The organism is Brevibacillus antibioticus, from assembly GCF_005217615.1.
GTDB classification, from domain to species: domain Bacteria; phylum Bacillota; class Bacilli; order Brevibacillales; family Brevibacillaceae; genus Brevibacillus; species Brevibacillus antibioticus.
Map to the genome: position 1 here is coordinate 4,623,784 of NZ_SZNK01000001.1, position 26,217 is coordinate 4,650,000.

At 47.7% G+C, this 26,217-nt stretch carries 28 protein-coding genes, 1 rRNA gene and 2 other annotated features (1 of these 31 only partly in view); of the genes, 1 reads left to right on the forward strand and 28 read right to left on the reverse strand.

The annotated features are described in order from the left end of the window. Positions 1–275 precede the first annotated feature (275 nt). The 18 genes from E8L90_RS22245 to E8L90_RS22325 form a co-directional block, all read right to left on the reverse strand. On the reverse strand, positions 276–872 hold the full coding sequence (locus E8L90_RS22245; protein ID WP_137031404.1) for a class I SAM-dependent methyltransferase: 597 nt from the start codon (positions 870–872) through the stop codon (positions 276–278). Positions 873–971: 99 nt separating this feature from the next. Next, positions 972–1,334, reverse strand: coding sequence for a 50S ribosomal protein L7/L12 (rplL, locus tag E8L90_RS22250; RefSeq protein WP_007716218.1), 363 nt, complete (start codon positions 1,332–1,334; stop codon positions 972–974). Positions 1,335–1,389: 55 nt separating this feature from the next. Continuing rightward, a complete protein-coding gene (gene rplJ / locus E8L90_RS22255; protein ID WP_016742852.1) occupies positions 1,390–1,905 on the reverse strand; it encodes a 50S ribosomal protein L10 in 516 nt (171 codons plus the stop codon). Positions 1,906–1,929: 24 nt separating this feature from the next. Then, positions 1,930–2,093, reverse strand: a sequence feature (ribosomal protein L10 leader region). 42 nt (positions 2,094–2,135) lie between these two features. Beyond that, entirely contained in the window at positions 2,136–2,819 is a 684-nt protein-coding gene (rplA, locus tag E8L90_RS22260) for a 50S ribosomal protein L1 (RefSeq protein ID WP_137031405.1), read from the reverse strand. 89 nt (positions 2,820–2,908) lie between these two features. Next, complete coding sequence (gene rplK, locus E8L90_RS22265; protein ID WP_005828886.1) at positions 2,909–3,334, reverse strand: 50S ribosomal protein L11; 426 nt, start codon at positions 3,332–3,334, stop codon at positions 2,909–2,911. Positions 3,335–3,517: 183 nt separating this feature from the next. After that, complete coding sequence (gene nusG / locus E8L90_RS22270) at positions 3,518–4,054, reverse strand: transcription termination/antitermination protein NusG (protein ID WP_137031406.1); 537 nt, start codon at positions 4,052–4,054, stop codon at positions 3,518–3,520. Positions 4,055–4,099: 45 nt separating this feature from the next. Beyond that, positions 4,100–4,348 (reverse strand): preprotein translocase subunit SecE, encoded by a 249-nt coding sequence (gene secE / locus E8L90_RS22275; RefSeq protein ID WP_137031407.1) that lies wholly within the window; start codon positions 4,346–4,348, stop codon positions 4,100–4,102. Next, complete coding sequence (gene rpmG, locus E8L90_RS22280; RefSeq protein WP_003392018.1) at positions 4,348–4,497, reverse strand: 50S ribosomal protein L33; 150 nt, start codon at positions 4,495–4,497, stop codon at positions 4,348–4,350. Before rpmG ends, secE begins: the two co-directional genes overlap by 1 nt. A gap of 237 nt (positions 4,498–4,734) precedes the next feature. Beyond that, positions 4,735–5,385, reverse strand: coding sequence for an RNA polymerase sporulation sigma factor SigH (gene sigH / locus E8L90_RS22285; RefSeq protein ID WP_005828894.1), 651 nt, complete (start codon positions 5,383–5,385; stop codon positions 4,735–4,737). An 83-nt stretch (positions 5,386–5,468) separates the two neighbouring features. After that, on the reverse strand, positions 5,469–5,993 hold the full coding sequence (locus tag E8L90_RS22290) for an NYN domain-containing protein (RefSeq protein WP_137031408.1): 525 nt from the start codon (positions 5,991–5,993) through the stop codon (positions 5,469–5,471). 1 nt (position 5,994) lies between these two features. Next, entirely contained in the window at positions 5,995–6,750 is a 756-nt protein-coding gene (gene rlmB, locus E8L90_RS22295) for a 23S rRNA (guanosine(2251)-2'-O)-methyltransferase RlmB (protein ID WP_012683967.1), read from the reverse strand. Position 6,751: 1 nt separating this feature from the next. After that, complete coding sequence (locus E8L90_RS22300) at positions 6,752–7,156, reverse strand: Mini-ribonuclease 3 (RefSeq protein WP_137031409.1); 405 nt, start codon at positions 7,154–7,156, stop codon at positions 6,752–6,754. 17 nt (positions 7,157–7,173) lie between these two features. Further along, positions 7,174–8,580: a cysteine--tRNA ligase gene (gene cysS, locus E8L90_RS22305; protein WP_137031410.1), complete on the reverse strand. Its 1,407-nt coding sequence runs from the start codon at positions 8,578–8,580 to the stop codon at positions 7,174–7,176. Beyond that, complete coding sequence (cysE, locus tag E8L90_RS22310) at positions 8,561–9,226, reverse strand: serine O-acetyltransferase (RefSeq protein WP_137031411.1); 666 nt, start codon at positions 9,224–9,226, stop codon at positions 8,561–8,563. The genes cysS and cysE overlap by 20 nt, the downstream gene beginning before the upstream one ends. 93 nt (positions 9,227–9,319) lie before the next feature. Continuing rightward, positions 9,320–9,581: a binding site (T-box leader), on the reverse strand. Between the two features lie 27 nt (positions 9,582–9,608). Next, entirely contained in the window at positions 9,609–11,075 is a 1,467-nt protein-coding gene (gene gltX / locus E8L90_RS22315; protein WP_137031412.1) for a glutamate--tRNA ligase, read from the reverse strand. 87 nt (positions 11,076–11,162) lie between these two features. Beyond that, positions 11,163–11,636 (reverse strand): 2-C-methyl-D-erythritol 2,4-cyclodiphosphate synthase, encoded by a 474-nt coding sequence (ispF, locus tag E8L90_RS30935; protein WP_048035642.1) that lies wholly within the window; start codon positions 11,634–11,636, stop codon positions 11,163–11,165. A 3-nt stretch (positions 11,637–11,639) separates the two neighbouring features. Next, on the reverse strand, positions 11,640–12,326 hold the full coding sequence (gene ispD, locus E8L90_RS30940; protein WP_244297351.1) for a 2-C-methyl-D-erythritol 4-phosphate cytidylyltransferase: 687 nt from the start codon (positions 12,324–12,326) through the stop codon (positions 11,640–11,642). Between the two features lie 27 nt (positions 12,327–12,353). Next, the gene (locus tag E8L90_RS22325; protein WP_137031413.1) at positions 12,354–13,442 is read right to left on the reverse strand and encodes a PIN/TRAM domain-containing protein; all 1,089 of its coding nucleotides are present in this window, start codon (positions 13,440–13,442) and stop codon (positions 12,354–12,356) included. A 286-nt stretch (positions 13,443–13,728) separates the two neighbouring features. Here E8L90_RS22325 and E8L90_RS22330 point away from each other — a divergent pair, with 286 nt between their 5' ends. Then, complete coding sequence (locus E8L90_RS22330; RefSeq protein ID WP_137031414.1) at positions 13,729–14,124, forward strand: nucleoside triphosphate pyrophosphohydrolase family protein; 396 nt, start codon at positions 13,729–13,731, stop codon at positions 14,122–14,124. A 96-nt stretch (positions 14,125–14,220) separates the two neighbouring features. Here E8L90_RS22330 and pssA read toward each other — a convergent pair whose 3' ends face one another. From pssA to E8L90_RS22380, 10 genes are all read right to left on the reverse strand, one after another. Further along, positions 14,221–14,949, reverse strand: a complete 729-nt coding sequence (gene pssA / locus E8L90_RS22335) for a CDP-diacylglycerol--serine O-phosphatidyltransferase (protein WP_017247027.1) — start codon at positions 14,947–14,949, stop codon at positions 14,221–14,223. Between the two features lie 114 nt (positions 14,950–15,063). Continuing rightward, positions 15,064–16,140, reverse strand: coding sequence for a DNA integrity scanning diadenylate cyclase DisA (gene disA, locus E8L90_RS22340; protein WP_137031415.1), 1,077 nt, complete (start codon positions 16,138–16,140; stop codon positions 15,064–15,066). Positions 16,141–16,148: 8 nt separating this feature from the next. After that, positions 16,149–17,516 carry a DNA repair protein RadA gene (radA, locus tag E8L90_RS22345; protein ID WP_137031416.1) on the reverse strand — a complete coding sequence of 456 codons (1,368 nt, stop codon included), beginning with the start codon at positions 17,514–17,516 and terminating at the stop codon, positions 16,149–16,151. Between the two features lie 104 nt (positions 17,517–17,620). After that, on the reverse strand, positions 17,621–20,071 hold the full coding sequence (locus E8L90_RS22350; RefSeq protein WP_137031417.1) for an ATP-dependent Clp protease ATP-binding subunit: 2,451 nt from the start codon (positions 20,069–20,071) through the stop codon (positions 17,621–17,623). Positions 20,072–20,131: 60 nt separating this feature from the next. Continuing rightward, positions 20,132–21,205 (reverse strand): protein-arginine kinase McsB, encoded by a 1,074-nt coding sequence (gene mcsB, locus E8L90_RS22355; protein ID WP_137031418.1) that lies wholly within the window; start codon positions 21,203–21,205, stop codon positions 20,132–20,134. Positions 21,206–21,224: 19 nt separating this feature from the next. Next, entirely contained in the window at positions 21,225–21,743 is a 519-nt protein-coding gene (gene mcsA, locus E8L90_RS22360; RefSeq protein WP_137031419.1) for a protein-arginine kinase activator protein McsA, read from the reverse strand. A gap of 16 nt (positions 21,744–21,759) precedes the next feature. Further along, positions 21,760–22,224 (reverse strand): CtsR family transcriptional regulator, encoded by a 465-nt coding sequence (locus E8L90_RS22365; protein ID WP_137031420.1) that lies wholly within the window; start codon positions 22,222–22,224, stop codon positions 21,760–21,762. A gap of 188 nt (positions 22,225–22,412) precedes the next feature. Continuing rightward, on the reverse strand, positions 22,413–23,099 hold the full coding sequence (locus tag E8L90_RS22370) for an HAD hydrolase-like protein (protein ID WP_137031421.1): 687 nt from the start codon (positions 23,097–23,099) through the stop codon (positions 22,413–22,415). Positions 23,100–23,133: 34 nt separating this feature from the next. Beyond that, on the reverse strand, positions 23,134–24,249 hold the full coding sequence (locus E8L90_RS22375; RefSeq protein WP_137031422.1) for an MGDG synthase family glycosyltransferase: 1,116 nt from the start codon (positions 24,247–24,249) through the stop codon (positions 23,134–23,136). Between the two features lie 250 nt (positions 24,250–24,499). Beyond that, positions 24,500–26,217 (reverse strand): 23S ribosomal RNA (locus tag E8L90_RS22380); it runs 1,224 nt beyond the window's last position.

Here is a 26,217-nt window from a genome sequence, read left to right on the forward strand (position 1 = left end):
GAAACTCGGCATTCGGCAACTTCTTTCAGTTGCATTCGAATGCCTAAAAATAAAAATGGGTTAAAGTAGTTTCAACCATTTTTAACCCAGAGAAACTCTATTTTAAAAGAATTCCCATGTTTTCACGCAAACATTCCTATCTAAGGAAAAAAGTAGAAACGCTTGACAGACAGGGAATTGCTGAAAAATAGACATTTATCCCATATTGACATTTTATAATGCTATCACATTCAATTATTCGCGTCAAGAAAACTTTTCTAATGATTTCTTCTTGCTTATTTGATCGCCCGGAATATGTGATAACCTTTTTCCCGATCTACCTCTATTACTTCGCGGTACGTTTCCTGTAGCTTCTTCCATGCAGATGGGGCTCCTTGTTTCTTTTGAATAACAACCCACATTTCTCCACCATCCACTAACAGATCGTAACCTTCCACAAAAATGCGATGAACGATTTCCTTACCCGCACGAATCGGCGGGTTGGTCAGAATGACATCAAACTGCTCGCCTTGCACGCCGCTGTAGACATCACTCACTCGAACCTCAACATTTTTTATTCCGTTTGCTTCTGCATTACGACGAGCCAGGTTCACCGCACGCTCATTCACATCGATCAACGTTACCCGACCATGCTCAGCAAGTCTGGCAGCCGTCAAGCCCATCGGACCATACCCACAGCCCACATCGAGCACACGCGCATGACTGTCGATTTCCATGTTCTCGATGAGCAATACACTTCCAAAGTCAATCCGATCTCGGGAAAAAACGCCTGCATCCGTAATGAAACGAAGCTCATTACCACGGAGCATAAACGTGAATTGCTGTTCGTCATGTGCAGCACCCGGTCGATTGGTGTAGTAGTGGTCTGCCACGTGTGATTCACCCTTCCTCATCGTTTCAACATACATTCATTAAAACCTTACAGAAAAACCCCCTGCCGCAGGCAAGGGGATTTCCTAAAGGAAGCTAACTTACTTTACTTCTACTTGTGCGCCAGCTTCTTCGAGTTTTGCTTTGAGAGCTTCTGCTTCGTCTTTGGAAACGCCCTCTTTGAGTGTTTTTGGAGCGTTGTCTACCAGGTCTTTTGCTTCTTTCAGACCCAAGCCAGTCAGCTCGCGAACAACTTTGATTACGTTGATTTTGGAAGCGCCGCCGCTTACCAGGTTAACAGTGAACTCAGTTTGCTCAGCAGCAGCTTCTGCTCCGCCACCAGCAACTACAGCTACAGGAGCAGCAGCAGTTACGCCGAATTCTTCTTCAATTGCTTTTACCAGATCGTTCAGTTCGAGAACGGACATGCCTTTAATGGCTTCCAAGATTTGGTCTTTAGACATTTGTAAATCCTCCATTCAAGGAATAGTATTTGTAAAACATTAACCGATCAGGCGATTAAGCGCCTTGACCTTCTTTTTGTTCTGCCACTGCTTTGACTGCCAGTGCAACGTTGCGCATTGGAGCTTGCAGGACGGAAAGAAGCATGGACAAGAGACCTTCGCGGTTCGGCAGGGAAGCCAGAGCTTTAATTTGCTCAGCATCAACTACTTTACCCTCGATAACGCCACCCTTGATTTCCAGCTTGTCGTTTTTCTTAGCGAATTCAGCGATAACTTTCGCTGGAGCGATGATATCGTCTTTGGAGAACGCCAGAGCGTTTGGTCCAGTCAGATATTGATCCAGTTCAGTCAGGCTTTCCTTCTCAGTAGCCAAACGAGTCAGGGAGTTTTTCAACACCTGGAACTCAACACCAGCTTCACGCAATTGCTTACGGAGCTCAGTTACTTGTGCTACTGTCAGACCGCGGTAGTCAGCTACCACTGTGGTTTGGCTTTCGCGAAGCTTAGTTGCGATTTCGTTGATCGCTTGTACCTTTTCTTCACGAATAACGGTTGGACGAATTTCTGCCATTGATTACACCTCCCGTGCTCTAATCCTAGAAAATGAAGAATGCCCTCGCAGACTCACGAGGGCATAATGCTATATCGTCAAAGGAAAACAGCGTTTCCTCATTCGTACATTACACGCCTCGGAGGGATATTAAGCGTTACTCTCACAAGCACCGCGCCTTCTGTCTACGGCATATTCTTTTCATCAACAGGGACTATCTTAACAACTCCCATAAAGGAAGTCAAGTGTCATTATTTTACAGCTACGCGTACGCCAGGGCCCATAGTGGAGCTCAGGGTTACGTTTTTCATGTAAACACCTTTAGCAGCAGCTGGTTTCGCACGGTTCAGTGCTTCAGTCAGAGCAGCCAGGTTTTCTACCAGTTTGTCAGCATCGAAGGATGCTTTTCCGATAGGAGCGTGGATGTTACCCGCTTTGTCTACACGATACTCAATTTTACCTGCTTTGATTTCGTTAACCGCTTTTGTTACATCGAAAGTAACTGTACCGGTCTTAGGGTTTGGCATCAGGCCTTTTGGACCGAGTACACGACCCAATTTACCTACTTCACCCATCATATCAGGAGTAGCTACTACAACGTCAAAGTCGAACCAGCCACCTTGAATTTTTGCGATCATGTCTGCATCGCCTACGAAGTCTGCGCCAGCTGCTTCTGCATCTTTCGCTTTTTCGCCTTTTGCGAATACGAGAACACGTTGTACTTTACCAGTACCATGTGGCAATACAACTGCGCCACGAATTTGTTGGTCAGCACGCTTAGGGTCTACGCCCAAACGGAAAGCTGCTTCAACAGTTTCATCGAATTTAGCTGTAGCTGCTTTTTTAACCAGCTCAACGCCTTCAGCTATTTCGTATACTTTGTTTTTATCAACGAGCTTTACAGCCTCTTGATATTTCTTACCTTTTTTCGCCATGATTAAATCTCCCTTCAATGTGGTCGTAGCGGTTGATCCTCCCACAGACAGGGGGGCACAACGTCTGTGCCCCCTTGCACTCAAGACAATTAGTCTTCGATTACGATACCCATAGAACGAGCTGTACCTTCTACCATGCGCATAGCCGCTTCTACGGATGCAGCATTCAGGTCAGGACGCTTCAGTTCTGCGATTTCACGAACTTTATCACGTTTCAGCGTAGCAACCTTTGTTTTGTTTGGTACGCCAGAACCGGACTCGATACCAGCAGCTTTCTTCAACAGAACTGCAGCTGGAGGAGTTTTTGTGATAAAAGTGAAAGAACGGTCTTCAAACACGGTGATCTCCACCGGAATGATCATACCTACTTCGCTTTCAGTGCGAGCATTGAATTCTTTACAGAATCCCATGATGTTTACACCAGCTTGACCGAGAGCCGGACCTACTGGAGGTGCAGGATTCGCTTTACCTGCTGGGATTTGTAATTTAATTACGCGGATAACCTTCTTAGCCACGTAACACACCTCCTTACTTCACATGTGGTTATTACGGGGGAATGCCCCCTCCCACCGTTTTTTGAAAGTCTAGCAAAAGACTTTCGATCTATAGTGAGAGTGCAAGAAACCCCAATTAGTGTTGTGGGATTGTTAAAACAAAATGAAATGTACCACATAGCGCGATACTTTTCAAGTTGAATCCTAATCCAATTGTTGAACTTGTGTAAAGTCTAGCTCTACCGGTGTTTCGCGACCGAAGATGTCCACCAACACGCGAACCTTCTGCCTGTCCGGGTAAATCTCGATAATCTCCCCGGTGCGATTAGTAAACGGACCATCTGTGACGCGCACCATATCGCGGAGAGCAAAATCGACTCTGATCTTGGGAATTTCGATTCCCATTTGCTTAAGAATCGTATCGGCCTCTTCAGGACGCAGCGCTGTCGGTTTAGAGCCAGCACCCGTGGATCCGACAAAGCCGGTAACCCCAGGGGTGTTGCGCACGACATACCAAGAGTCGTCCGTCATCACCATTTCAACAAGGACGTATCCAGGAAACACTTTTTTCGTGACGGTGCGCTTTTTACCATCCTTGGTTTCCACCTCTTCTTCAGTGGGAACAAGAACGCGAAAGATCTTGTCTTCCATGCCCATCGACTCGAGTCGCTTCTCCAGATTGGTTTTCACCTTGTTTTCGTAACCTGAGTACGTATGAAGTACATACCATGCTTTTTCCATATCCAACAGGACGATAACCGTCCGTCCCTCCTAAGACTTGCATAATTACGTTCCTAGAATCAAATCGATCAAGCGCGAGATACCCAAATCAACGACGAAGAAGAATATTGCCAGGAGCACAACTGTAACAAGAACAACGAGCGTATAGGACGTCAATTCTTTACGGTTGGGCCAACGGACTTTCTTTAGCTCGGACATTACGTCACTAAAAAAACCACCGGTACGGCGAAAACTGGTTCCGATTCGTGATAAAAAACCCACTTTGCCACCCCCTGACTTCGTCGCATCAACCATTACTTCGTCTCGCGATGAAGGGTTTGCTTCTTGTCACGGGAGCAATACTTTTTCAGTTCAACACGTTCAGTAGTGGTGCGCTTGTTCTTTGTGGAGATATAGTTACGCTCGCCACACTCGGTGCACGCCAACGTGATGTTTACTCGCATTTATTGCCACCTCCATCTCATTTCAAACCTGCTATTAGTAAAAAGTACCCCGATGATAAATAGTACGGGAAAACCGCTACTTTTTCCAGACCATTTCATTCACCTAAGTAACCATAGAACAGAGAGATAAGAGTCTATGGCTACCTAAATAAATTTATCACACCGAAATACCCATGTCAAACAAAATGACTTGACAAGAAGAAGTCCTTTTGCTTCCAAAATAAAAAGAGAGATTCTCTACAGATGAATCTCTCTTCCTTCCAAATAGCGCTCTAGCTTGCGCTTTACTCGCTGTAATGCATTATCAATAGACTTGACGTGGCGCTTCAACTCGACAGCAATTTGCTGATAGGATCGTCCATCCAAATAGAGCATGAGAACCTGACGCTCCAAGTCGCTCAAGATCTCACTCATTTTGCCCTCGATATCATCGAACTCTTCTCGATTGATAAACAATTCCTCTGGATCGGTCACTTTCGTTCCCGAGATCACATCGAGAAGCGTGCGGTCAGAATCTTCATCATAGATAGGCTTGTCCAATGAGACGTAAGAATTGAGCGGGATGTGCTTTTGGCGTGTCGCTGTCTTGATCGCGGTAATGATCTGACGGGTAATACACAATTCGGCAAATGCTTTGAACGACGTGAGCTTGTCTCCTCGGAAGTCGCGAATAGACTTGTACAGTCCGATCATCCCTTCCTGCACGATGTCTTCGCGGTCAGCCCCAATAAGAAAATAGGATCTCGCTTTGGCACGGACGAAGTTCTTGTATTTGTTGATCAAATACTCCAAAGCTTCGGCGTCATTATCGCGAACCAGGTCGACTACTTCTTCGTCGGTCATTAGTTCATATTGGGCATGTTTTAACTCCTTGAGGTCAACACTCACAAATGATCCCTCCGCCAACCGGTTTCTCCAATAGATAGCGCTATTATACATGATGCCGTAAAAAAGCGTCAACCGAATCCAAGTTATTCCCTTCTCCATTTTTCGAATATTTTCGCTATTTCATCATTCAGCGCAATCCGCCTGGAAAAGCCGTCTTCTTGCGTTTTTTCGACTTGTTTCTTGATTTCTTTACCCGCATTTTCCATATCGAGCAACAACTCCCGGGCAGATTTGCGCAAAGCTCCCTGCCCAAATATGACACGTTGCGACGTATAGTCAGAAGTTGCCACATAAATTTGTCGATTTTTATTGCGAAATTCGAAGACTAACTGCTCAATTTTCTCGTCTGCCGTCTCCTTTTTCTTCGTGAAATAAACTTCAACCTGGAAATCTTCCATTTGACGGCCAATGCCAGGAACGTTGTACGCATCGAAAACGATGATAACCTTCGTCCCTGTGTAGCTTTGGTATTCTGCCATTTTTGCGATCAACTGATCACGCGCCTCGTCCATCCGCTCTTGATCCTTCAGCAGGCGCAGATCGGGCCAGGCGCCGATGATATTGTATCCATCTACGATCAACAGCTGCTTGGCTTTTCGTTTCGACATGTCATTTCACCCGCGTCGGAATTGGACTCCTGGAGCGATAGACTTCATACATCAACAAGGCAGCTGCTACAGAAGCGTTGAGTGAGGTAACATTGCCCGCCATCGGGAGGCTGTACAGAAAATCACAGTTTTCCCGCACGAGGCGACTCATGCCTTTTCCTTCGCTGCCAATGACAATCGCGAGTGGCATCGTATAGTCACCCTGGCGGAAATCTTGTTTGGCACTTGCGTCTGTTCCCGCGATCCAAACACCGCGTTCTTTGAGCTCTTCCATGGTACGAACCAAATTCGTCACTCGCGCTACCGGCACGTAGTTGATCGCCCCTGCCGAGGCTTTTGCCACTGTTGCCGTCAGACTGACAGAACGTCGTTTTGGAATGATGACACCATGAGCACCGACTGCATCGGCTGTCCGCATGATCGATCCGAGGTTATGCGGATCTTCCAGCTCGTCCAACAGCAAAATGAACGGCGCCTCGTTTTTCTCCTCTGCCCGCTTCAAAATATCGTCTACTTCTACGTAATCGTAAGCAGCAACAGAAGCCACTACACCCTGATGGTTGTCCGTCGACACGAGCTGATCCAACTTTTTGCGGTTCGCTGTCGTCACAATGACACCCTGTTCTTTTGCCAAGGCAAAGACAGGTCCCATCAAATTTTTATTCGTTCCCTCTGCAACCCAAATCTTATTGATCGTACGCCCCGATCGCAAAGCCTCGATGACGGGGTTTTTCCCCAGAATCCACTCTTCACTCATTTCATGATTCTCCTTCCACTATGGCAAAAGCCTGCTGCACAATTTCAGCGATCCGCTCTTCTTTTCCACTCAAATACAGGTACCCGATCAATGCTTCAAAAGCCGTTGCATGACGGTAGTCGATAATATCGGCGTTTTTGGCACTGGAGCCGGATTTGGCATTCCGCCCCCGCTTCACTACACTCAATTCTTCCTCCGGCAATGTGGGCATTAACGTCAACAACACATTGGCCTGTGCTTTCGCTGAAACATATCGGTTGGCCGCCTTGTGGAGCTGGTTTGGTTTAACCAGCCCCTTGGCGATCAAATGATACCTGACACAATGCGAATAGGTAGCATCCCCGAGGAAGGCAAGCACGAGTGGATTTGTCAGATTAGGATCTCGGGTCAGTTCTTCTTTTTGCATCTATTTTCTTCGGCCCCTTATTTTCGACGCCAGCGAACACCTTGTGGCGTGTCCTCCAGCACGATTCCTTTTGCTGCGAGCAGATCGCGGATTTCGTCAGAACGCGCAAAGTTTCTTGCTTTGCGAGCTTCTGTGCGCTCTTCGATCAACGCATCAACCTCACTATCCAACAGCTCCTGCTCTTCTGCAATTTCAAGACCAAGAACCTCCGTCAACTCCACCAACAAATCCATGTACGCACGAACTTCGGTTTCGCCTACATTTTGATGACGCAAATAAAGGTTGGCTTCCTTCACCACATCAAAAATAACGGTAATAGCATTCGCTGTATTGATATCATCATCCATCTCAGCAATGAAGCGCTCGCGAAGCTCTCCAATGATTCGTGCCTGCTCCTGTGCCTGATCATTCGGCTCTTCTGCGCGCACGGTATCCAGACGATGGGACAGATTCGTATACGCTGTCTTAATTCTCTCCATACCATTGGCCGCTTGTTCGATCAACTCTTCGCTAAAATTGATCGGGTTGCGATAGTGCCCCTGGAGCATAAAGAAGCGAATTAACTGACCGCCGAACTTCTCCGAAAGCTCGCGTGCAAGCAAGAAATTCCCGAGGGATTTGGACATTTTTTCGTTATCAATATTGAGCATGCCGTTGTGTAACCAGTAGCGAGCAAAAACTTTACCCGTAAAGCACTCCGACTGGGCAATTTCGTTCTCGTGGTGCGGGAACACAAGGTCTGTTCCGCCCGCATGGATATCGATTTCCTCACCCAAAAACTTCAGGGCCATTGCCGAGCACTCAATATGCCATCCTGGTCTTCCTTCGCCCCATGGACTTTCCCAAGTAACTTCTCCAGTCTTGGCCGCTTTCCAAAGGACAAAGTCCAGGGGATGTTCCTTTTTCTCGTTGATTTCTACACGAGCACCTGCCTGCAAATCATCCAGCGGTTGATGCGAAAGCTTTCCATATTCCTGAAAACGTCCCGTGCGGAAATAGACGTCACCTTCACTCTCGTAGGCAAAGCCTTTTTCAATCAACCCTTGCACAAATTCAATGATCTCCGGAATCGTCTGCATCACTCGTGGTTGAATATCAGGTGGCGGTACGTTCAGTGATTTCAGATCCGCGTTGTACGCATCCGTGTATCGATCCGCCACTTCTTTGACAGTGACACCTTCCTGATTCGCCACACGAATCAATTTGTCATCTACGTCTGTAATGTTTTGCACGAACGTCACTTCATAGCCACGATATTTCAAGTAACGGCGAAGTGTATCAAATACAATGGCAGGGCGCGCATTTCCAATGTGAATGTAGTTGTACACGGTCGGGCCGCAAACGTACATCTTTACCTTCCCTGGCTCCAATGTATGAAACGGCTCCTTACGCCGCGTCATCGTATTAGTCAGTTGAATGCCCATCGTTCTTTTTATCCTCCCTCAAATGCTCCAATTCTTTGCGTAAATGATCGATTTCCTTTTGCATCATACGAATCGTATCCGCTACCGGGTCTGGCATGTTTACATGGTCCAAATCATTTTTGACGCGCTTGCCATCCTGGATGACGATGCGCCCCTTGATTCCTACTACGGTCGAGTTAGGCGGTACCTCCTGCAAGACAACGGCACCAGCCCCTATCTTTGAATTATCGCCAATTTTGAAGGAGCCCAACACCTTTGCTCCCGTAGCAATAATGACATCATTACCGATGGTTGGGTGACGCTTTCCTTTTTCCTTACCTGTTCCCCCGAGTGTAACCCCTTGATAAATCGTTACATGGTCTCCGATTTCGCACGTCTCTCCGATCACAACACCCATGCCATGGTCAATGAACAAGCCGCGGCCAATGGTTGCGCCCGGATGAATCTCAATTCCCGTGAAAAAACGGGATAGTTGAGAGACAATTCGGGCGAGTGTACATAGCTCAGCCTTCCAGAGCCTATGGGCAATCCGGTGCCCCCATATCGCGTGCAAACCGGAATAGGTCATGACGACTTCCAGCGTACTGCGCGCAGCCGGGTCTCGTTCAAAAACAGCATGAATGTCATCTCTCATCTGTGCTAACATTTTTGAGTGGCACCTCCTGCCTGATTTACCTGCTCACGTTCAACTGCCTTTGTAAAAAATAAAAAAACGTCCCTATCCCCTCATATACGAAGGGACAGAGACGGGTTTACCGTGGTTCCACTCTGCTTAGATCGCCATCACTGTCAATCCAACTCCAACAGTCATGAACAAATCTCGCTCATATCCCGATAACGGCGGGAAGCCGATGGCGCTTACTGCTATCTTTTCAATAAAGATAGGTTCAGCTCATTGCTCACAGGGGCATTTCCATACAGGGCACATCAGATGGCTCTCACCTATCCATCCTCTCTGTAGATGTGCAGACTGTTGTACTTCTCCTGATCGTCGCATTCCTGATTTATAAAAGAAGGCCAGCTAATACTTACTGACCGTTTGCAATTACTTGCTGTGCACGTGCAATCACCTTTTCGCGTCCGAGCAGATACAACGTCTCTGCCAAATCACGACCATGCGCCTGACCAGTTGCTCCTACGCGAACCGGCATAAACAACGCCTTGCCTTTATGACCCGTTTCCTTTTGCACGTCCTTGAGTACCGCTTTAATAACATCCACATTATATGCATCCTGGGCAGAAAGGTGCTTCACAAAGGAAGCCAGCACTTCCGGCAATTGAGGTTCTTTCAGCACCAGAGTTGCTTCTTCATCGTACACCACTTCGTCGAGGAAGAAAAGAGCTGCTAGCGGAACGATTTGCGCACAGTAGGACATTTGCTCTTGGTACAGACCTACGATACTACGAACCCATTCCAGCTTCTCAGCAGACAACGTCTCTTCAATGAAGCCAGCTTTTTGCAGATGCGGGACACACATGTCTGTAATCATATCCAGCGGTTGGCGCTTCAAATAGAAGTTGTTCATCCAGTTCATCTTCGTTGCATCAAACACCGCTGGCGACTTATTCACGCGGTCCATTGAGAACAGCTTGATCAGATCTTCGATTAAGAAAATCTCTTCTTCGCCACCTGGAGACCATCCCAAAAGAACAAGGAAGTTCACGATTGCTTCTGGCAAGAAGCCGAGGTCACGGTACTGTTCAATGAACTGAAGAATGCTCTCGTCGCGCTTGGACATCTTTTTGCCATCTTGGTTGAGGATCAGTGCCAAGTGAGCAAAGTCAGGCGCCTCCCACCCAAACGCTTCATAAATCATCAATTGACGAGGCGTGTTGGACAGATGCTCCTCTCCACGAATGACGTGGCTAATTTTCATCAAATAGTCGTCCACTACAACAGCGAAGTTGTATGTAGGAATTCCATCTGGACGGCAAATAACGAAATCGCCCATCTCATTGGAGTTGAAAGTCACTTGGCCACGAATCAGGTCATTCACGATATACTCGCGATCATCCTGAACGAGGAAGTGAATGGATGGCACTCGTCCTTCTGCTTCGTACTGAGCACGCTGCTCGTCCGTTACATGGCGGTGCTTTTCCAGAATGCGTGGTGTTTCTCCACGCGCGAGCTGTTCTTCACGTTCTGCATCCAGCTCTTCTTTTGTCGCGTAGCAGTAGTACGCTTTGCCTTCTGCCAGCAGTTGATCGATATATTTCCGATAAATGTCCAGGCGCTCTGTTTGACGGTACGGTCCATATGGTCCACCAACATCTGTACCTTCTTCCCATGTTACGCCGAGCCATTTCAGGTTTTTCATTTGTTCTTCGTCTGCATTTTCCTTATTGCGCGTTTGGTCCGTATCTTCAATCCGAACGATGAACGAACCACCGTGATGTTTTGCAAAAAGATAATTGAAGAGCGCTGTTCGCGCACCGCCGATGTGTAAATGCCCCGTAGGACTCGGCGCATAACGAGTGCGAATTTCTTTCGCCATTGGTAGCACCATCCTTATAAATGTAAAAGGCTATAACCTTGACCTAAGTAAAAACGTATCTAAGGCTTTATGTTACACCTTGCCCCTCTACTTGACAAGCAAGCATACTGCCTGAGCAGCGATTCCTTCCCCTCTGCCTGTAAAACCAAGTTTCTCGGAGGTAGTCGCCTTCACATTCACTTGGGAGAGATCGTCTGCCTCCAGCACACGTGCAATGACTTCACACATTTGCGGGATGTATGGCGCCATCTTCGGTGCTTGGGCAATGATCGTTGCATCCACGTTTCCTAAACGATAGCCGCGCTCCCGAACCAACTTCCATACATGCTCCAGTAGCTTTACGCTATCCGCATCCTTGAAAGCCGGGTCTGTATCCGGGAAATGACGGCCAATATCCCCCTCACCAATCGCTCCAAGAATCGCGTCACTAATTGCATGGAGGAGAACATCCGCGTCAGAATGCCCTAGCAAGCCTTTTTCATACGGGATGGTGACACCTCCAATAATGCATGGACGCCCCTCTACTAATTGATGCACGTCAAAACCTTGTCCAATACGCATGAGCTACTCTCCCTTTCGTTTCCGCAATATCTCTTCACCAAACCACAGATCGTCTGGCGTAGTAATTTTAATGTTCTCATAGCTTCCCTGCATAACCGATACCGGATGACCCAACCACTCAGCCAGCATCGCATCATCCGTGCCCAGCTTCCCCGCTGCCTCTGCTGCCTGATGTGCCTCTCGCAATAAAGACATACGAAAAGCTTGTGGGGTTTGAACCGCCCACAAGCTTTCCCGTGCTGGGGTTGACTCTACAAGTCCTGTTGCCCCCACCACTTTAATCGTATCTTTGACAGGTACTGCCATGATCGTTGCCTGATCTTGTTGCACCTGTTTGATCATGTCACTGATCTGTTTGCGAGTGACGAAAGGACGGGCAGCATCGTGAACCAGTACGTAATCGCAATTTGCGGATAGGGAAGCCAAGCCATTTCTCACACTGTCTTGTCGCTCTGCTCCACCCAGAGTAACCACAACCGTCAGCTTTTCAGCCGAGATCCAGGCCATTACTTCTGCGTAGTCTGCTTCACTCACCACAAGCACGACTTCATCCATGTCGGGATGAGTAGTAAAAAGACGTACCGTATGAGCCAAGATCGGCTCGCCCGCAAGTGGTAACCACAACTTGTTTCGTTGCCCACCCATTCGTTTACCCGAACCGGCTGCAACGATCACGACACCCGTACTCACTGATTCATCCCTCTCCTGTTGTCTTTTCTATAACGCTCGTTCCAGCAGCTTTGGTTTGGCGAAGATCATACGTCCTGCTGAAGTTTGTAGCACACTCGTTACGAGAACATCGACGTCGTTTCCGATGTATTCTCGTCCGCCCTCCACAACAATCATCGTGCCATCGTCCAGATAAGCGACACCCTGACCGTGTTCCTTCCCATCCTTGATGACTTGAACGTTCATCTCTTCTCCAGGTAAAACTACGGGCTTAACTGCATTCGCTAAATCATTGATGTTCAATACCGCAACACCTTGCAGCTCACATACCTTGTTCAGGTTAAAGTCGTTTGTTACGACCTTTCCGCTAATGAGCTTAGCGAGCTTGATCAGCTTGCTGTCCACCTCGGATACTTCTTCAAAATCGCCTTCCCAAATCTGAACCTTTACCTTCATTTCTTTTTGAATCTTGTTCAAGATATCCAGACCCCGACGACCGCGGTTTCTCTTCAGTACATCGGAGGAATCGGCGATATGCTGCAATTCCTCTAGCACAAATCCCGGAATGATCAGTACCCCTTCCAGAAAGCCGGTACGGCAAATATCTGCGATGCGTCCGTCAATGATGACACTGGTATCGAGAATTTTATTTTCCAAGTTAACGGCAGTTGTTGCACTATCCTTTTTCTTATCCTTACGTCCAATCGAAAATACCGACATAATCTCGTCCCGCTTGCGAAACCCTACCTGGAAGCCCAAATAACCGAGCAACCCGGAAACAATTAACGGCAAAAGATCTCCTACAAATGGAAGCGGAATTTTACTGATGGGCAGGAATAATAAGAATGCAACAATAAGACCACTAATCAACCCCATCGCTCCGAACATCACATCGACAACCGGCATTTTGACGAGTGTCTCTTCACCCCATCGAACGATGCGCAGAACATAATCCACAACCCAATTCGCTAAAAAGAAAAACAAGATGGCACCCAGTACAGCTCCAATATATTGCGATCCGGCTACTACACCAAAGTTTAACAGTGGATCAAGCAACGAGAACAATTCGTCACCAAAGCGATATCCCAATCCGCCACCAATCAAAACAAAAATGAATTTTCCTACTCGGCGTAACATGCCTTCACCTCCTTTTACTAATATAGACAGAAGCCTAAAAGTAAAAACCTATTTTTTTCCAAATCATTATAATGCTTCATTTTACTTTCCCTCACTATAGCAAAAAAGATTTTGCCATGTCAAATAGCCAAAAATTTTAACATAGTTGTCATTTTCTCGTCAACCCGGGAACATTCGTTTCCTTCGATGATAAATTGACAGGGAGCTGACTCCCTTCTTATAATGTCTGTATCGTAATGAGAGAAAATTATGACGATACCAACAGCCTAAAGCAGAGGTGAACCAGATGGACAATCGAAACATAGACGACTTTCAAACGCAAGTATCCGAGCTTTTGATCAGACATCGTAGCGTACTGGACGTCATGTCCAAAGTTCAGGAAACGGCATCCCGCATTAACCGTTCACTGACAAAAGCTATCACCGAATGCGGCTGTGTCGAAGTGGTTGCCAAAAAACAGACGTACGATTCGAACAAGAACCTGGAGGACAACAAGTCCCATTTGGACACCCACTTTACCGGACCGCTGTGCGAGCATTGTCGCGATGTAGTTACTGCTGAGCTTGGCAAAAACCTCTTTTACCTCACTGCCTTGTGCAATATTACTGACATTAAGCTAGAAGATGTTCTTCAGAAAGAATCCAACCGATTGAATACTTTGGGTGTCTTCAACTTGTCTTAAAAGTCCGTTACTCGTATTACGAATGAACCCTAAAAAAAGTTGCATACAAAAAAAGAAAAACCCGCACATTGAAGTGTGGGTTTTTTTATGCCGTACCTATTCAAACGGAACGGATTCTTCCTCTTTGTTTTTACGCTTGCGTAATTTTTTGACGAGAAAGTCAACGTTTTTTTTTATTCCGTACAGTGCATAAAAAGCAAGTGGCAGGAAGACAATTTTCGGAAATTGTTGCGGATACTTAATCGCTACAACAACCACAATCGCGATGATAATAGGTGTGATCCAGTAAGCAGACTTGGGAATCCCCACTTTTTTAAAGTTAGGATACTTGACCTTTGATACCATCAAAAAGGCAAGCAGCAACATACTTACGGCAAGCAATACCGGAGTGAATACTTGGTGATAGAGTGCGAGCGTAGCCAGTACGCCCCCCGCTGCCGTAATCGGCAAACCGATGAAATACCCCGGAACCCCGGCCTGTACGTTAAAACGCGCCAAACGCAGCGCACCACAGATCGGAAAAATGGCTGTAATGAGAATTCCAAGCAAATCAAAGTGTTGCAAGACGACAACATACATGATGAACGCTGGCGCAATCCCAAATGTAATGACGTCAGAAAGGGAATCCAATTCCTTCCCGAACTCACTTTGGGCATTCAACATACGAGCTACACGTCCATCCAGCCCGTCTGCCAGCATACCAATGATCACTGTGATCGCTGCATATTCGACGTATTGATCGCCTCGAAACGCAAGAATAATTGCTAAAACTCCCAGAAACAAGTTGCTTACGGTTAGTATGTTCGGTAACGATTTCACGAACATAGACTACCTCCTGATTTCTTTTGCGTAAGGAGCAGGTTATCCTGTTGATCTTGTTTTTATCCAAGTCCCTTAGGCAAATGCTGAATACAAATAATGCCTTTATCCTATTCTACTTTAAATGTGTCTGTCAATGAACACTTGTTCTTGAATCCGTTTCAGTCCCTCTTTAATCGCTCTTGCTCGGACCTCGCCAATGCCTTCCACTTCGTCTAATTCCTGAATCGTTGCCATCATGATTCGCGGCAGATGATGAAAATGCTCTACCAGATTGGAGATGATTGTAACCGGCAAACGCCTGATCTTGTACAGGATCCGATAACCTCTAGGGGAAACGGATTCATCCAGCATACTGGCATTGGAGGAATACCCAAGCGTTCGCAAAAATGAAGTGAGCTCCAGCATTTCCTCTGAGTTTAATTTTTTCATGTCCCGCAGCACAAGATCAGGTGAATAGGATGGATCTCGGGAATAATCCCGAATAAGCATCTGGGCCTCTTCCTCAATGTTTGAAACCAGTTCCTCCAACTGCATACTGACGAGCCTTCCTTCTACTCCTAGCTCACATATGTACTTGGAGACCTCTGTCTTAATACGTAACACCATCTCAATCCGTTGCAAAACCGAGGCAACTTCGTGTAACGTGACGAGCTCCTCGAATTCTAACGCACCAAGATTCGTCAAAGTTTGATCAAGCACGGCCTTGTATTTCTCAAGGGTAGATACAGCTTGATTCGCCTTGGCCAAAATGACGCTGATTTCGCTTAAGACATACCGGAAATTCCCTTGGTACAGCGTGATCACATTGCGGCGCTGAGAGATAGCAATGACCAGATGATTCGTTTGAATGGCCGTACGTTGTGCTGTACGATGCCGTGTTCCCGTCTCGCTCGTGGGGATTGAGGCGGGTGGGAAGATTTGCGTATTCGCGTACAGGATGCGTTTTGCGTCTTCACTTACTATAATCGCCCCATCCATCTTCGCTAATTCATACAAATGGGCAGGAGAAAAATCACAATTGATGGAAAAACCGCCATCGACAATCGACTTCATCTCCGGACCGCACCCGATAACGATCAAGCCCCCGGTTTTGGCTCGTAAAACATTTTCCAACCCTTCACGAAGCTGTGTGCCGGGTGCCACGAGACGAAGCACATCACCGAATTGCGGAGCTCTTTTGATGTTCCCCTGCATGCCCGCTCCTACCTCCTTATCACCTCGTTCAACGCATCGGAAATGTTGCTCACACCAATTACTTGAATATCTGCTGGCGCATCCAGACCGCGGATGTTTTTCTCCGGGATGATCACACGCTTAAAGCCTAACTTATGTGCTTCTCGTACTCGTTGCTCAATACGAGAGACACCGCGCACCTCACCAGTCAAGCCAATTTCTCCGATAACGACATCATGCGGATTGGTAGCGTGGTCACGGAAACTACTAGCAATGCTTACGGCAATCGCCAAATCAACCGCTGGCTCATCCAATCTGACCCCACCTGCTACGTTTACATATGCATCTTGATTTTGTAGCATCATGCCCATGCGCTTTTCCAACACGGCCATGATCATCGCTACACGCTGATGATCGACCCCTGTTGCCGTTCTCCGTGGGGTTACAAAGCTGGTCGGGGCAACGAGAGCTTGCAACTCAACCAAAACGGGACGTGTGCCTTCCATACTGGCTACGACCGTCGAACCCGCAACACCAAATGGACGCTCTGCCAAAAATATCTCAGACGGATTCGCCACTTCCTCCAAACCGCGATCCTTCATCTCGAAAATACCGATTTCGTTTGTCGAACCAAAACGGTTTTTGACGGCGCGCAAAATTCGAAACGTATTGTGGCGCTCCCCTTCAAAATAGAGAACAGCATCTACCATGTGCTCAAGCATACGCGGACCGGCGATGGAGCCTTCCTTGGTTACGTGACCGACGATGAAGGTACCAATCCCTTTCCCTTTTGCAATCCGCATCAGTTGGGCAGTAGCCTCGCGTACTTGTGCGACACTCCCCGCAGCCGATTGGATCGTCGGGTGAAACACGGTCTGGATCGAGTCAATAATCAATACATCCGGATCTACTTGATTAATATGCTGTTCGATCAAATCCAAATCATTTTCTGTCAATACAAACATCGGCGGCGTTTGCAAATGGAGTCGATCCGCGCGAATTTTGATTTGTTTTGCCGACTCCTCTCCAGATACATAGAGAACCTTCGCCCCTTGGTGAGCCAAGGCAAAAGATGTCTGCAAAAGCAATGTCGATTTTCCGATTCCGGGGTCTCCCCCAACCAAAATGAGTGAGCCCGGAACAAGTCCTCCACCAAGAACGCGATTCAATTCTCCGATCGTGGTATCCATGCGCGGCTCTTCATCACTAGCTACCTGGGTTAGTGGAATCGCAGATTGGCGCTGGCCGCCACTCAGCCCTTCGTGACGATGTGGATTTTTTACGGTCACTTCCTCCACCAAGGTGTTCCAACTGCTGCATCCGGGGCATTTCCCCATCCATTTTGGCGTTTCATAGCCACATTCTTGACACGCGTATTTTGTTTTATACTTTGACATAGTCGCACCCTCACTTGGATTTCTTTTTCTACTTTTATCATAATTACGTACCCAAAAAAAGAATACCTCCCGAATCAGGAGGCATTCTATTACGTTTCAACAGCTTACGATTTCGTTTTTTCGAGTCGCTTGACTACCAGCTTGCCTTCTTCGGCTTCGATATTGACGGTATCGCCCTTGCTGATCGTACCTTTGAGCAATTCCTCGGACAAATTATCCTCGATGTGGCGCTGGATAGCACGACGAAGTGGACGCGCACCATAGGCCGGATCAAAGCCTTCTTTTGCCAGTACTTTCTTGGCTTCTTCGCTCAACTGGAAATCAATGTCTTGCTCTTTCAAACGTTTACGCAGATCTTCTGTCATGAGAGATACAATTTGCTCGATGTGCTCTTGCTCCAAAGAGTGGAACACGATGACTTCGTCGATCCGGTTCAAGAACTCAGGACGGAAGCTCTTTTTCAGCTCATCCATGACTTTGTCCTTCATATCCTGGTACTTTCTTTCCGAATCGTTGGTCGTAAATCCGAGCGTTGTATTTTTCTTGATCATGCTGGCTCCGACGTTGGAAGTCATAATGACAACCGTGTTGCGGAAATCAACGGTACGTCCTTTGGAGTCTGTCAGACGACCATCATCCAAAACTTGTAGCAGGATGTTGAATACGTCTGGGTGGGCTTTCTCGATTTCGTCTAGCAAAATGACGGAGTAAGGCTTGCGACGCACTTTTTCGGTCAGCTGACCGCCTTCGTCAAAGCCTACATAGCCAGGAGGGGCACCGACCAGACGAGCGGTGGAATGCTTCTCCATGTACTCAGACATATCTACACGAATCATGGCATCCTCGTCACCGAAAAGCGTCTCTGCCACAGCACGAGCCAATTCGGTTTTACCCACACCGGTGGGTCCCAGGAAGATAAACGAGCCGATTGGGCGTTTTGGGTCCTTTAGACCAGCACGGGCACGGCGGATCGCACGCGAAATGGATTTGACTGCTTCATCTTGACCAATGACGCGATCGTGCAAAATCTCTTCCATTTTCAGCAAGCGCTCTGTTTCTTCTTCCTTCAGCTTCAACACAGGAATACCTGTCCAGCTCGCCACTACTTGCGCGATGTCTTCTGGTGTAACCTCCATGTTCAGCTGGCCTTGGCGCTCTTTCCAGTCTTTTTTCGTTTTATCCAGTTCTTCACGCAGTTTTTGCTCCTGATCGCGAAGTGCTGCTGCTTCTTCGAACTCTTGTGATTGTACGGCAGCGTCTTTTTCCTTGCGCACCTCTTCCAGACGTCCCTCCAGCTCTTTGAGGTTTGGTGGAACCGTAAAGGATTGCAAGCGGACTTTGGATGCCGCCTCGTCGACCAAGTCGATGGCCTTGTCAGGCAGGAAGCGTTCCGTAATATAGCGGTCAGACAGTTTTACTGCCTGCTCGATTGCTTCATCGGTAATTTTGACACGGTGGTGGGCTTCGTAACGATCACGAAGGCCATGCAGAATACGAATGGCATCCTCCGCTGTCGGTTCATCAACCTGAATCGGTTGGAAACGACGCTCCAGTGCCGCGTCTTTTTCGATGTACTTGCGATATTCGTCCAGCGTAGTGGCCCCTACGCACTGTAGCTCGCCACGTGCCAGCGCAGGCTTCAAAATATTGGAGGCATCAATTGCTCCTTCTGCTCCACCTGCTCCAATCAAGGTGTGTAGCTCATCAATAAACAGGATGATGTTTCCTGCTTGGCGAATTTCGTCCATGATTTTTTTCAGACGATCTTCGAACTCACCGCGATATTTGGTTCCCGCAACAACGGTTCCCATATCGAGGGTCATGACGCGCTTATCACGAAGGGTCTCCGGAATTTCGTTATTCACGATTTTTTGGGCAAGACCTTCTGCAATAGCTGTCTTCCCGACACCGGGCTCTCCAATTAAAACAGGGTTGTTCTTGGTACGTCTGCTAAGTACTTGGATCACACGCTCGATTTCTTTTTGGCGACCGATGACCGGGTCCAGCCCGCCATCACGAGCGATTGCAGTCAGATCCCTTGCCAAGCCGTCCAGTGTCGGCGTATTCGCCGCTGGATTTCCTCCAGACGGTTGATGAGATGCCATCATTTCCGAGCTGCCAAGCAGCTGAAGCACCTGCTGACGTGCCTTGTTCAGGCTAACGCCCAGATTGTTCATGATTCTCGCAGCAATGCCTTCTCCTTCACGGATTAAGCCAAGCAGAATATGTTCAGTCCCCACATAGGTATGACCCAGCTTGCGGGCTTCGTCCATCGACAGTTCAATGACCTTTTTGGCGCGAGGTGTATAGTTTGGTGTGTAATTACTACCGGACTGCTCTGTTCCTCGCCCGATTAACGACTCCACTTCGCTCTGGATTTTATCGAGGCCAAGCCCAAGTGATTGCAGTGCCTTCGCGGCAATCCCTTCGCCTTCTCGAATGAGTCCTAGCAGCACATGCTCTGTCCCAATATCTTTGTGTCCGAGACGAACCGCCTCTTCCAGGGCAAGCGCCAGTACTTTTTGTGCTCGTTCTGTAAAACGTCCAAACATCATATCGTACACCTCCGTATAACCGTGTTTTTTCTCTATATGGTTAACAATTGCGTGATACCGTTACTCTTGTGAGTCCACAACGCGCAGACGTTCTCGAATCAGCCTTGCCCTTCTTTCATCGCGTTGGTCCGGAGTGAGCTTTTGCCCAGCGTGGTGCTGTAAAAACCCTGGCTGTGTCGTGACCAACAGTTCGTTTAGGACGAGCGGAGATACATTTGGAATGATGCCTAGATCAATCCCCAGACGTACATCAGACAAGCGCTGAGCCGCTTCCTTGGACTCTACTGTGCGAGCGTACATCAGGATGCCAAACGACCGAAAAATCCGATCCTCCAAAGAAACCCGGGTATGCTCCAGCAAGTAAGTACGTGCCACACGCTCTTGCTCAATAATCTGCCTGGCTACACCGTAGAGGTTGGAAAGAATATCCGATTCAGACATCCCCAGTGTGACCTGATTGGATAACTGAAAAAGATTCCCTAGAGCTTCGCTGCCCTCTCCGTAAATTCCTCTAACGACTAGACCAACTTGATTAATTGCCTGTAAAATTCTGCTGATCTGCTGCGTCATCACCAGAGCTGGCAAGTGCAGCATCACAGATGCACGAATTCCCGTACCCACATTGGTTGGGCAGCTTGTCAGATATCCTCGTGTTTCGTCGAACGCGTAGTTCAAGTTTTTCTCAAAAATGTCGTCTATCTTAGTTCCTATTTCCCATGCCTCGTTCAAACGAAACCCGGGTAATAGTACCTGTATTCGAATGTGGTCTTCTTCATTAACCATAATGCTGACGGACTCATCTTCACGAAGCAATACCGCACCTTTGCGAGATTCCTCTGCCAAATGAGGGCTAACCAGATGCTTTTCTACGAGCACACGTTTTTCTAACGGATTAATTTGATCCATATGGATGACCTGAAGCTGATGCCGCTTGCGCATTGCCTCCGAATCGCTTACTTCCGTTACCTTTCTGACGACTTCCTCGCCCTGCGAGTCCGTTGCCAATAACGGAAAGGGATGCTGGCGCAGGTTACGGGCGATACGCAGCCGTGTACTTATGACAATGTCGGAATCAGGACCTTCTCCTTTCATCCAATTGCTCCACGGGTTTTGCATAAACTGCTTTTGGGACATAACCAGCTAACCTCCCTTGCTACGATTGGGCCATTTTTTGTTCCAATGCTCGAATTCGATCACGCATTTCTGCTGCCTTCTCGAACTCTTCACTGGCGACATGACTTTGCAGCGCTTGCTTTAGTTGCTCTAGCTCTTTACGGATCTTCAGTTTGCCACCGGTACGCTCTGGTACCTTTCCACTATGCTGTGTGTTCCCGTGAATCCGGCGGAAAAGGGGGTCCAGTCGGTCACCCAAAAAGGTGTAGCAATCACTACAACCGAATCGGCCGCTTTTACTAAATTGAGTATATGTGAGTCCACAGGTTTCGCATTGAAGCGGCTTATTCGTTGCCGTTTCGCGTCCATTCTTTTGCATGGGATCAAATTTTAAAAGTCCTGAGAGGAGATTGTTGATGCTGAAGTTGTGAAAGCCGGTAAAGACGTCCCCTTTTTCATGAGCACACTGCTCGCAAATATGGTATTCGGTTTTTTCGCCATTGACGATTTTCGTCAAATGAAGTGTCGCCGGTCGTTTTCCGCATTCCTCACAGTTCATAACATCATACCTCCTTTTACTTCAACAAGATTGCCGCGATCATCTGCTTTAAAATATTTGCCCGCAAACGATCCCGCAATTCAGCTTCTAGCGTCAATACGTTTCGCGAGGTAGCGATTTTCATCAAGGTGGCTTCTCTGATGTTGACTAAGCCTTCCTCCAATAGTCTTTCTACGATCGCATTTCCCACGCTCTGATTGATACTCTCACCAATCAGTTCCTCCGTTAGCAATTCCTGCAAGCGTGCTTTGCTGACAATCTGCACCTTGCGTATGCGAATATACCCGCCGCCCCCGCGCTTACTCTCTACGATGTATCCTTTTTGAACGGTAAAGCGCGTATTAATGACGTAATTGATCTGAGACGGCACACATTGAAAATGGTCGGCAAGCTCACTACGCTGAATCTCGATCGATCCATTGGGACTGTTTGTAATGATGCTTTTTAAGTGATGTTCAATGATGTCCGAGATGTTACGCAAGTCATCGCCTCCTATTCCTCTGTGTATGTTTCTGATGAGCTACCTATTGACTTTGACTATCTTTGACGTTAATTATAATGGGTTTAGTGCGTGCCCGCAAGTGTCCCTTACACATTCTAGTGTAGGCAAAAGAGGGCTGCTTGAAACTTGGACATGATCAACAAAAAAACCACTCCCTGAGGAATGGTTTATGCTTGTTCTTGCGTATTGGTGTCGATTGCTGGCAAATGATTCAGTAGCTGAGGGAAGCTGGTGATGATGACATCTGCCCCATCAAGCTCGCCTGGTTTGGCAAAACCAAAGTCGCATCCAATGGTAAATAAACCGTTTGTCTTGCCTGCTTCCACGTCGGAGTGACGATCTCCTACCATGATGGCCTGTCCGATTTTGTAATCAGACAACAATTTTGCAACTAGGTCATTTTTGGAATGCGTGCGGAAGCGGCCAGCCGAGTACAGGTCGGTCATCAGTGGCTTCAACTCGTATTCCTGACAAATGGCATCGATGTACTCTTCCTGCCCATTGCTTGCTATAAACAAAGAAAATCCTTTTTCACGTAGCTTTTCTAAAGTTGATTTTACATCCGGATAGAGGTCGGTCACTCGTTCTTTAAGTAACTGGATTTCATTCTCTAGCAAGAAGGTGTCTGCTGAACGAATAGCTTCCTCACTTGCGCCCGGCAATAATTTGTCCCAGATTTGCTCGAGTGTCATTCCCAGTACATTGATCAGTTCACGTTCGTCAGGGGTTTCCCCTTTCCACAATCCTTTTTGACGAAGCTGGTCAAACGTTCGAATAAACGCGGGGGTCGACAGCTTTTCTGTTTGCAGTAACGTGCCATCCATATCAAATAATATAGCGAATGGTACAGTCATAGGTTCCTCCATTTTGTCTGGCTAGGCAGCTATTCTACTTCTCCTGGCATATATTCATATCATCCATGATAAACTCAGTAATTCGTTGTGCAGCATCTGGCTTCGAGATTTTCAGTCCCATTCTACGCATATAGTCCACCTTGGACGGGCTATGCAATAATTCATCGATAAAGTAAATCAATTGCTCCGACAAATTCGCATGTACCGCACATCCATTATTGAGCAAAAAGTGGCTGTTCCTCTCTTCCTGTCCAGGCAGAGGGTTGTAAACAATCATAGGTACCCGTTTACTCATTACTTCAGCTGATGTAAGTCCTCCTGATTTGGTGACAATTAAATCAGCCGTTTCCAAGTATTCGTGGAAGTTATTGATGAATTTTAGCGGAACGACTTCATGCCGATACGTACGATTGATCACTTTATTGTACAGCTTGTCGTTTGTCCCTGTTAACACAAAGGTTTTAAGAGGAATGTTAATCTCTTCTAGTCCATCCAATACTTTTTCCATCGAGCCGAGACCCAATCCGCCCCCTGAAAGAATAATACTCTTTTGTTCAGGAGCGAGGCCAAGCTTTTGCCGAATTAAATCCGGTTCCAATGGCAAACTGAATTTTTTCATGATGGGAATGCCCATCGGAATGAATTTTTGATGATCCTGTCGATAAACGTCTAACAGGTAATACAGCTGTTCATGACCGATGAAGTAATAATTGATATGGTGATTAATCCATGAAGGATGGATGGTATAGTCAGTAATGATCGTATAGATTGGTTCTTTCCAATCATTTCTCCCTTTCAGTACGGAAAGCATACAGCTTGCAAACGGATGCGTAGCAATAAAGGCATCCGGCTGTACGCTGTTGATCAACTTTTTAAGTTTGTTTGCCAATAACTTATTCATCAGCACATTCATATCGAAAAAACGGGTTTTTTCTGTATTATGATAAATTCTGCCCCACATCTTAGGTGACAGCCTTAACAGATTCATATAGCTTTCCAGCAAAATCTTGTGAAAGGTGGGGCTAATATATTCCAACGTATCGATGATCATTGATGTGCAACCACTCTCAGCCAAGCTTTCTTGCATGGCCCGCGCTGCCTGGTTGTGTCCGTTACCGATGGAAGCGGAAAAGATTAGAATTTTTTTCATGAACGATTCTCCTTCATAACCTCGCCTATTCCAACGCCTGGATCAGGTACCTTCTCATGTTAGTCTACCCCAAGACCCGTCTGCAAGAGGGAACTTGTCGGTCATTCGGCCTAACTTATCGACAAAATAATCGCGAGTTTGACTTTTTGTTGTGAGATACGTTAAAAACAAAAAACCTCCTTACCCATTCTGGGGTAAAGAGGTTGGTTTCATTCCCTGAAAACTGAATACGCATGATTGCTAAGAATTTGTGGATAAGTCCTCGACCGATTAGTATTCGTCAGCTCCACGCGTTACCGCGCTTCCACACCGAACCTATCAACCTCATCGTCTATGAGGGGTCTTACCAGCTTGCGCTGTGGGAAGTCTCATCTTGGAGGGGGCTTCACGCTTAGATGCTTTCAGCGCTTATCCCGTCCGCACATAGCTACCCAGCTGTGCCACTGGCGTGACAACTGGTGCACCAGCGGTGCGTCCATCCCGGTCCTCTCGTACTAAGGACAGCTCTCCTCAAACTTCCTACGCCCGCGACAGATAGGGACCGAACTGTCTCACGACGTTCTGAACCCAGCTCGCGTACCGCTTTAATGGGCGAACAGCCCAACCCTTGGGACCTACTTCAGCCCCAGGATGCGATGAGCCGACATCGAGGTGCCAAACCTCCCCGTCGATGTGGACTCTTGGGGGAGATAAGCCTGTTATCCCCAGGGTAGCTTTTATCCGTTGAGCGATGGCCCTTCCATGCGGAACCACCGGATCACTAAGCCCGACTTTCGTCCCTGCTCGACTTGTAGGTCTCGCAGTCAAGCTCCCTTCTGCCTTTACACTCTACGAATGATTTCCGACCATTCTGAGGGAACCTTTGGGCGCCTCCGTTACCTTTTAGGAGGCGACCGCCCCAGTCAAACTGCCCACCTGGCATGGTCCTCTCGCCCGATAAGGGCGACGAGTTAGAAACTCCGTACATCAAGGGTGGTATCCCACCGACAGCTCCACAGAGGCTGGCGCCCCTGCTTCTCAGCTTCCCACCTATCCTGTACATGATGCACAAAGTTCCAATACCAGGCTACAGTAAAGCTCCATGGGGTCTTTCCGTCTTGTCGCGGGTAACCTGCATCTTCACAGGTATTATGATTTCACCGGGTCTCTTGCCGAGACAGCGCCCAAGTCGTTACGCCTTTCGTGCGGGTCGGAACTTACCCGACAAGGAATTTCGCTACCTTAGGACCGTTATAGTTACGGCCGCCGTTTACTGGGGCTTCGGTTCAAAGCTTCGCTTGCGCTAACTCATCCCCTTAACCTTCCAGCACCGGGCAGGCGTCAGCCCCTATACTTCGCCTTGCGGCTTCGCAGAGACCTGTGTTTTTGCTAAACAGTCGCTTGGGCCTTTTCACTGCGGCCCCCTCGGGCTATTAACCCTACCGAGGCGCCCCTTCTCCCGAAGTTACGGGGCCATTTTGCCGAGTTCCTTAGCAAGAGTTATCCCGCGCACCTTAGGATTCTCTCCTCGCCTACCTGTGTCGGTTTGCGGTACGGGCACCTTGTTCCTCGCTAGACGCTTTTCTTGGCAGTGTGAAATCAGGGACTTCGGTACTTACATTTCCCTCGCCATCACAGCTCATGCTTAACGGTGTGCGGATTTGCCTACACACCACACTCACTGCTTGGACGGCCATCCAGTAGGCCGCTCACCCTATCCTCCTGCGTCACGCCATTGCTCAAGCGGAACAGAGGTGGTACAGGAATATCAACCTGTTGTCCATCGCCTACGCCTTTCGGCCTCAGCTTAGGTCCCGACTAACCCTGGGAGGACGAGCCTTCCCCAGGAAACCTTAGGCTTTCGGTGGACAAGATTCTCACTTGTCTTTTCGCTACTTACACCGGCATTCTCACTTCCAAGCGCTCCACCGCTCTTTCCAGTACGGCTTCACTGCTGCTTGGAACGCTCCCCTACCCAAGTGGAAACCG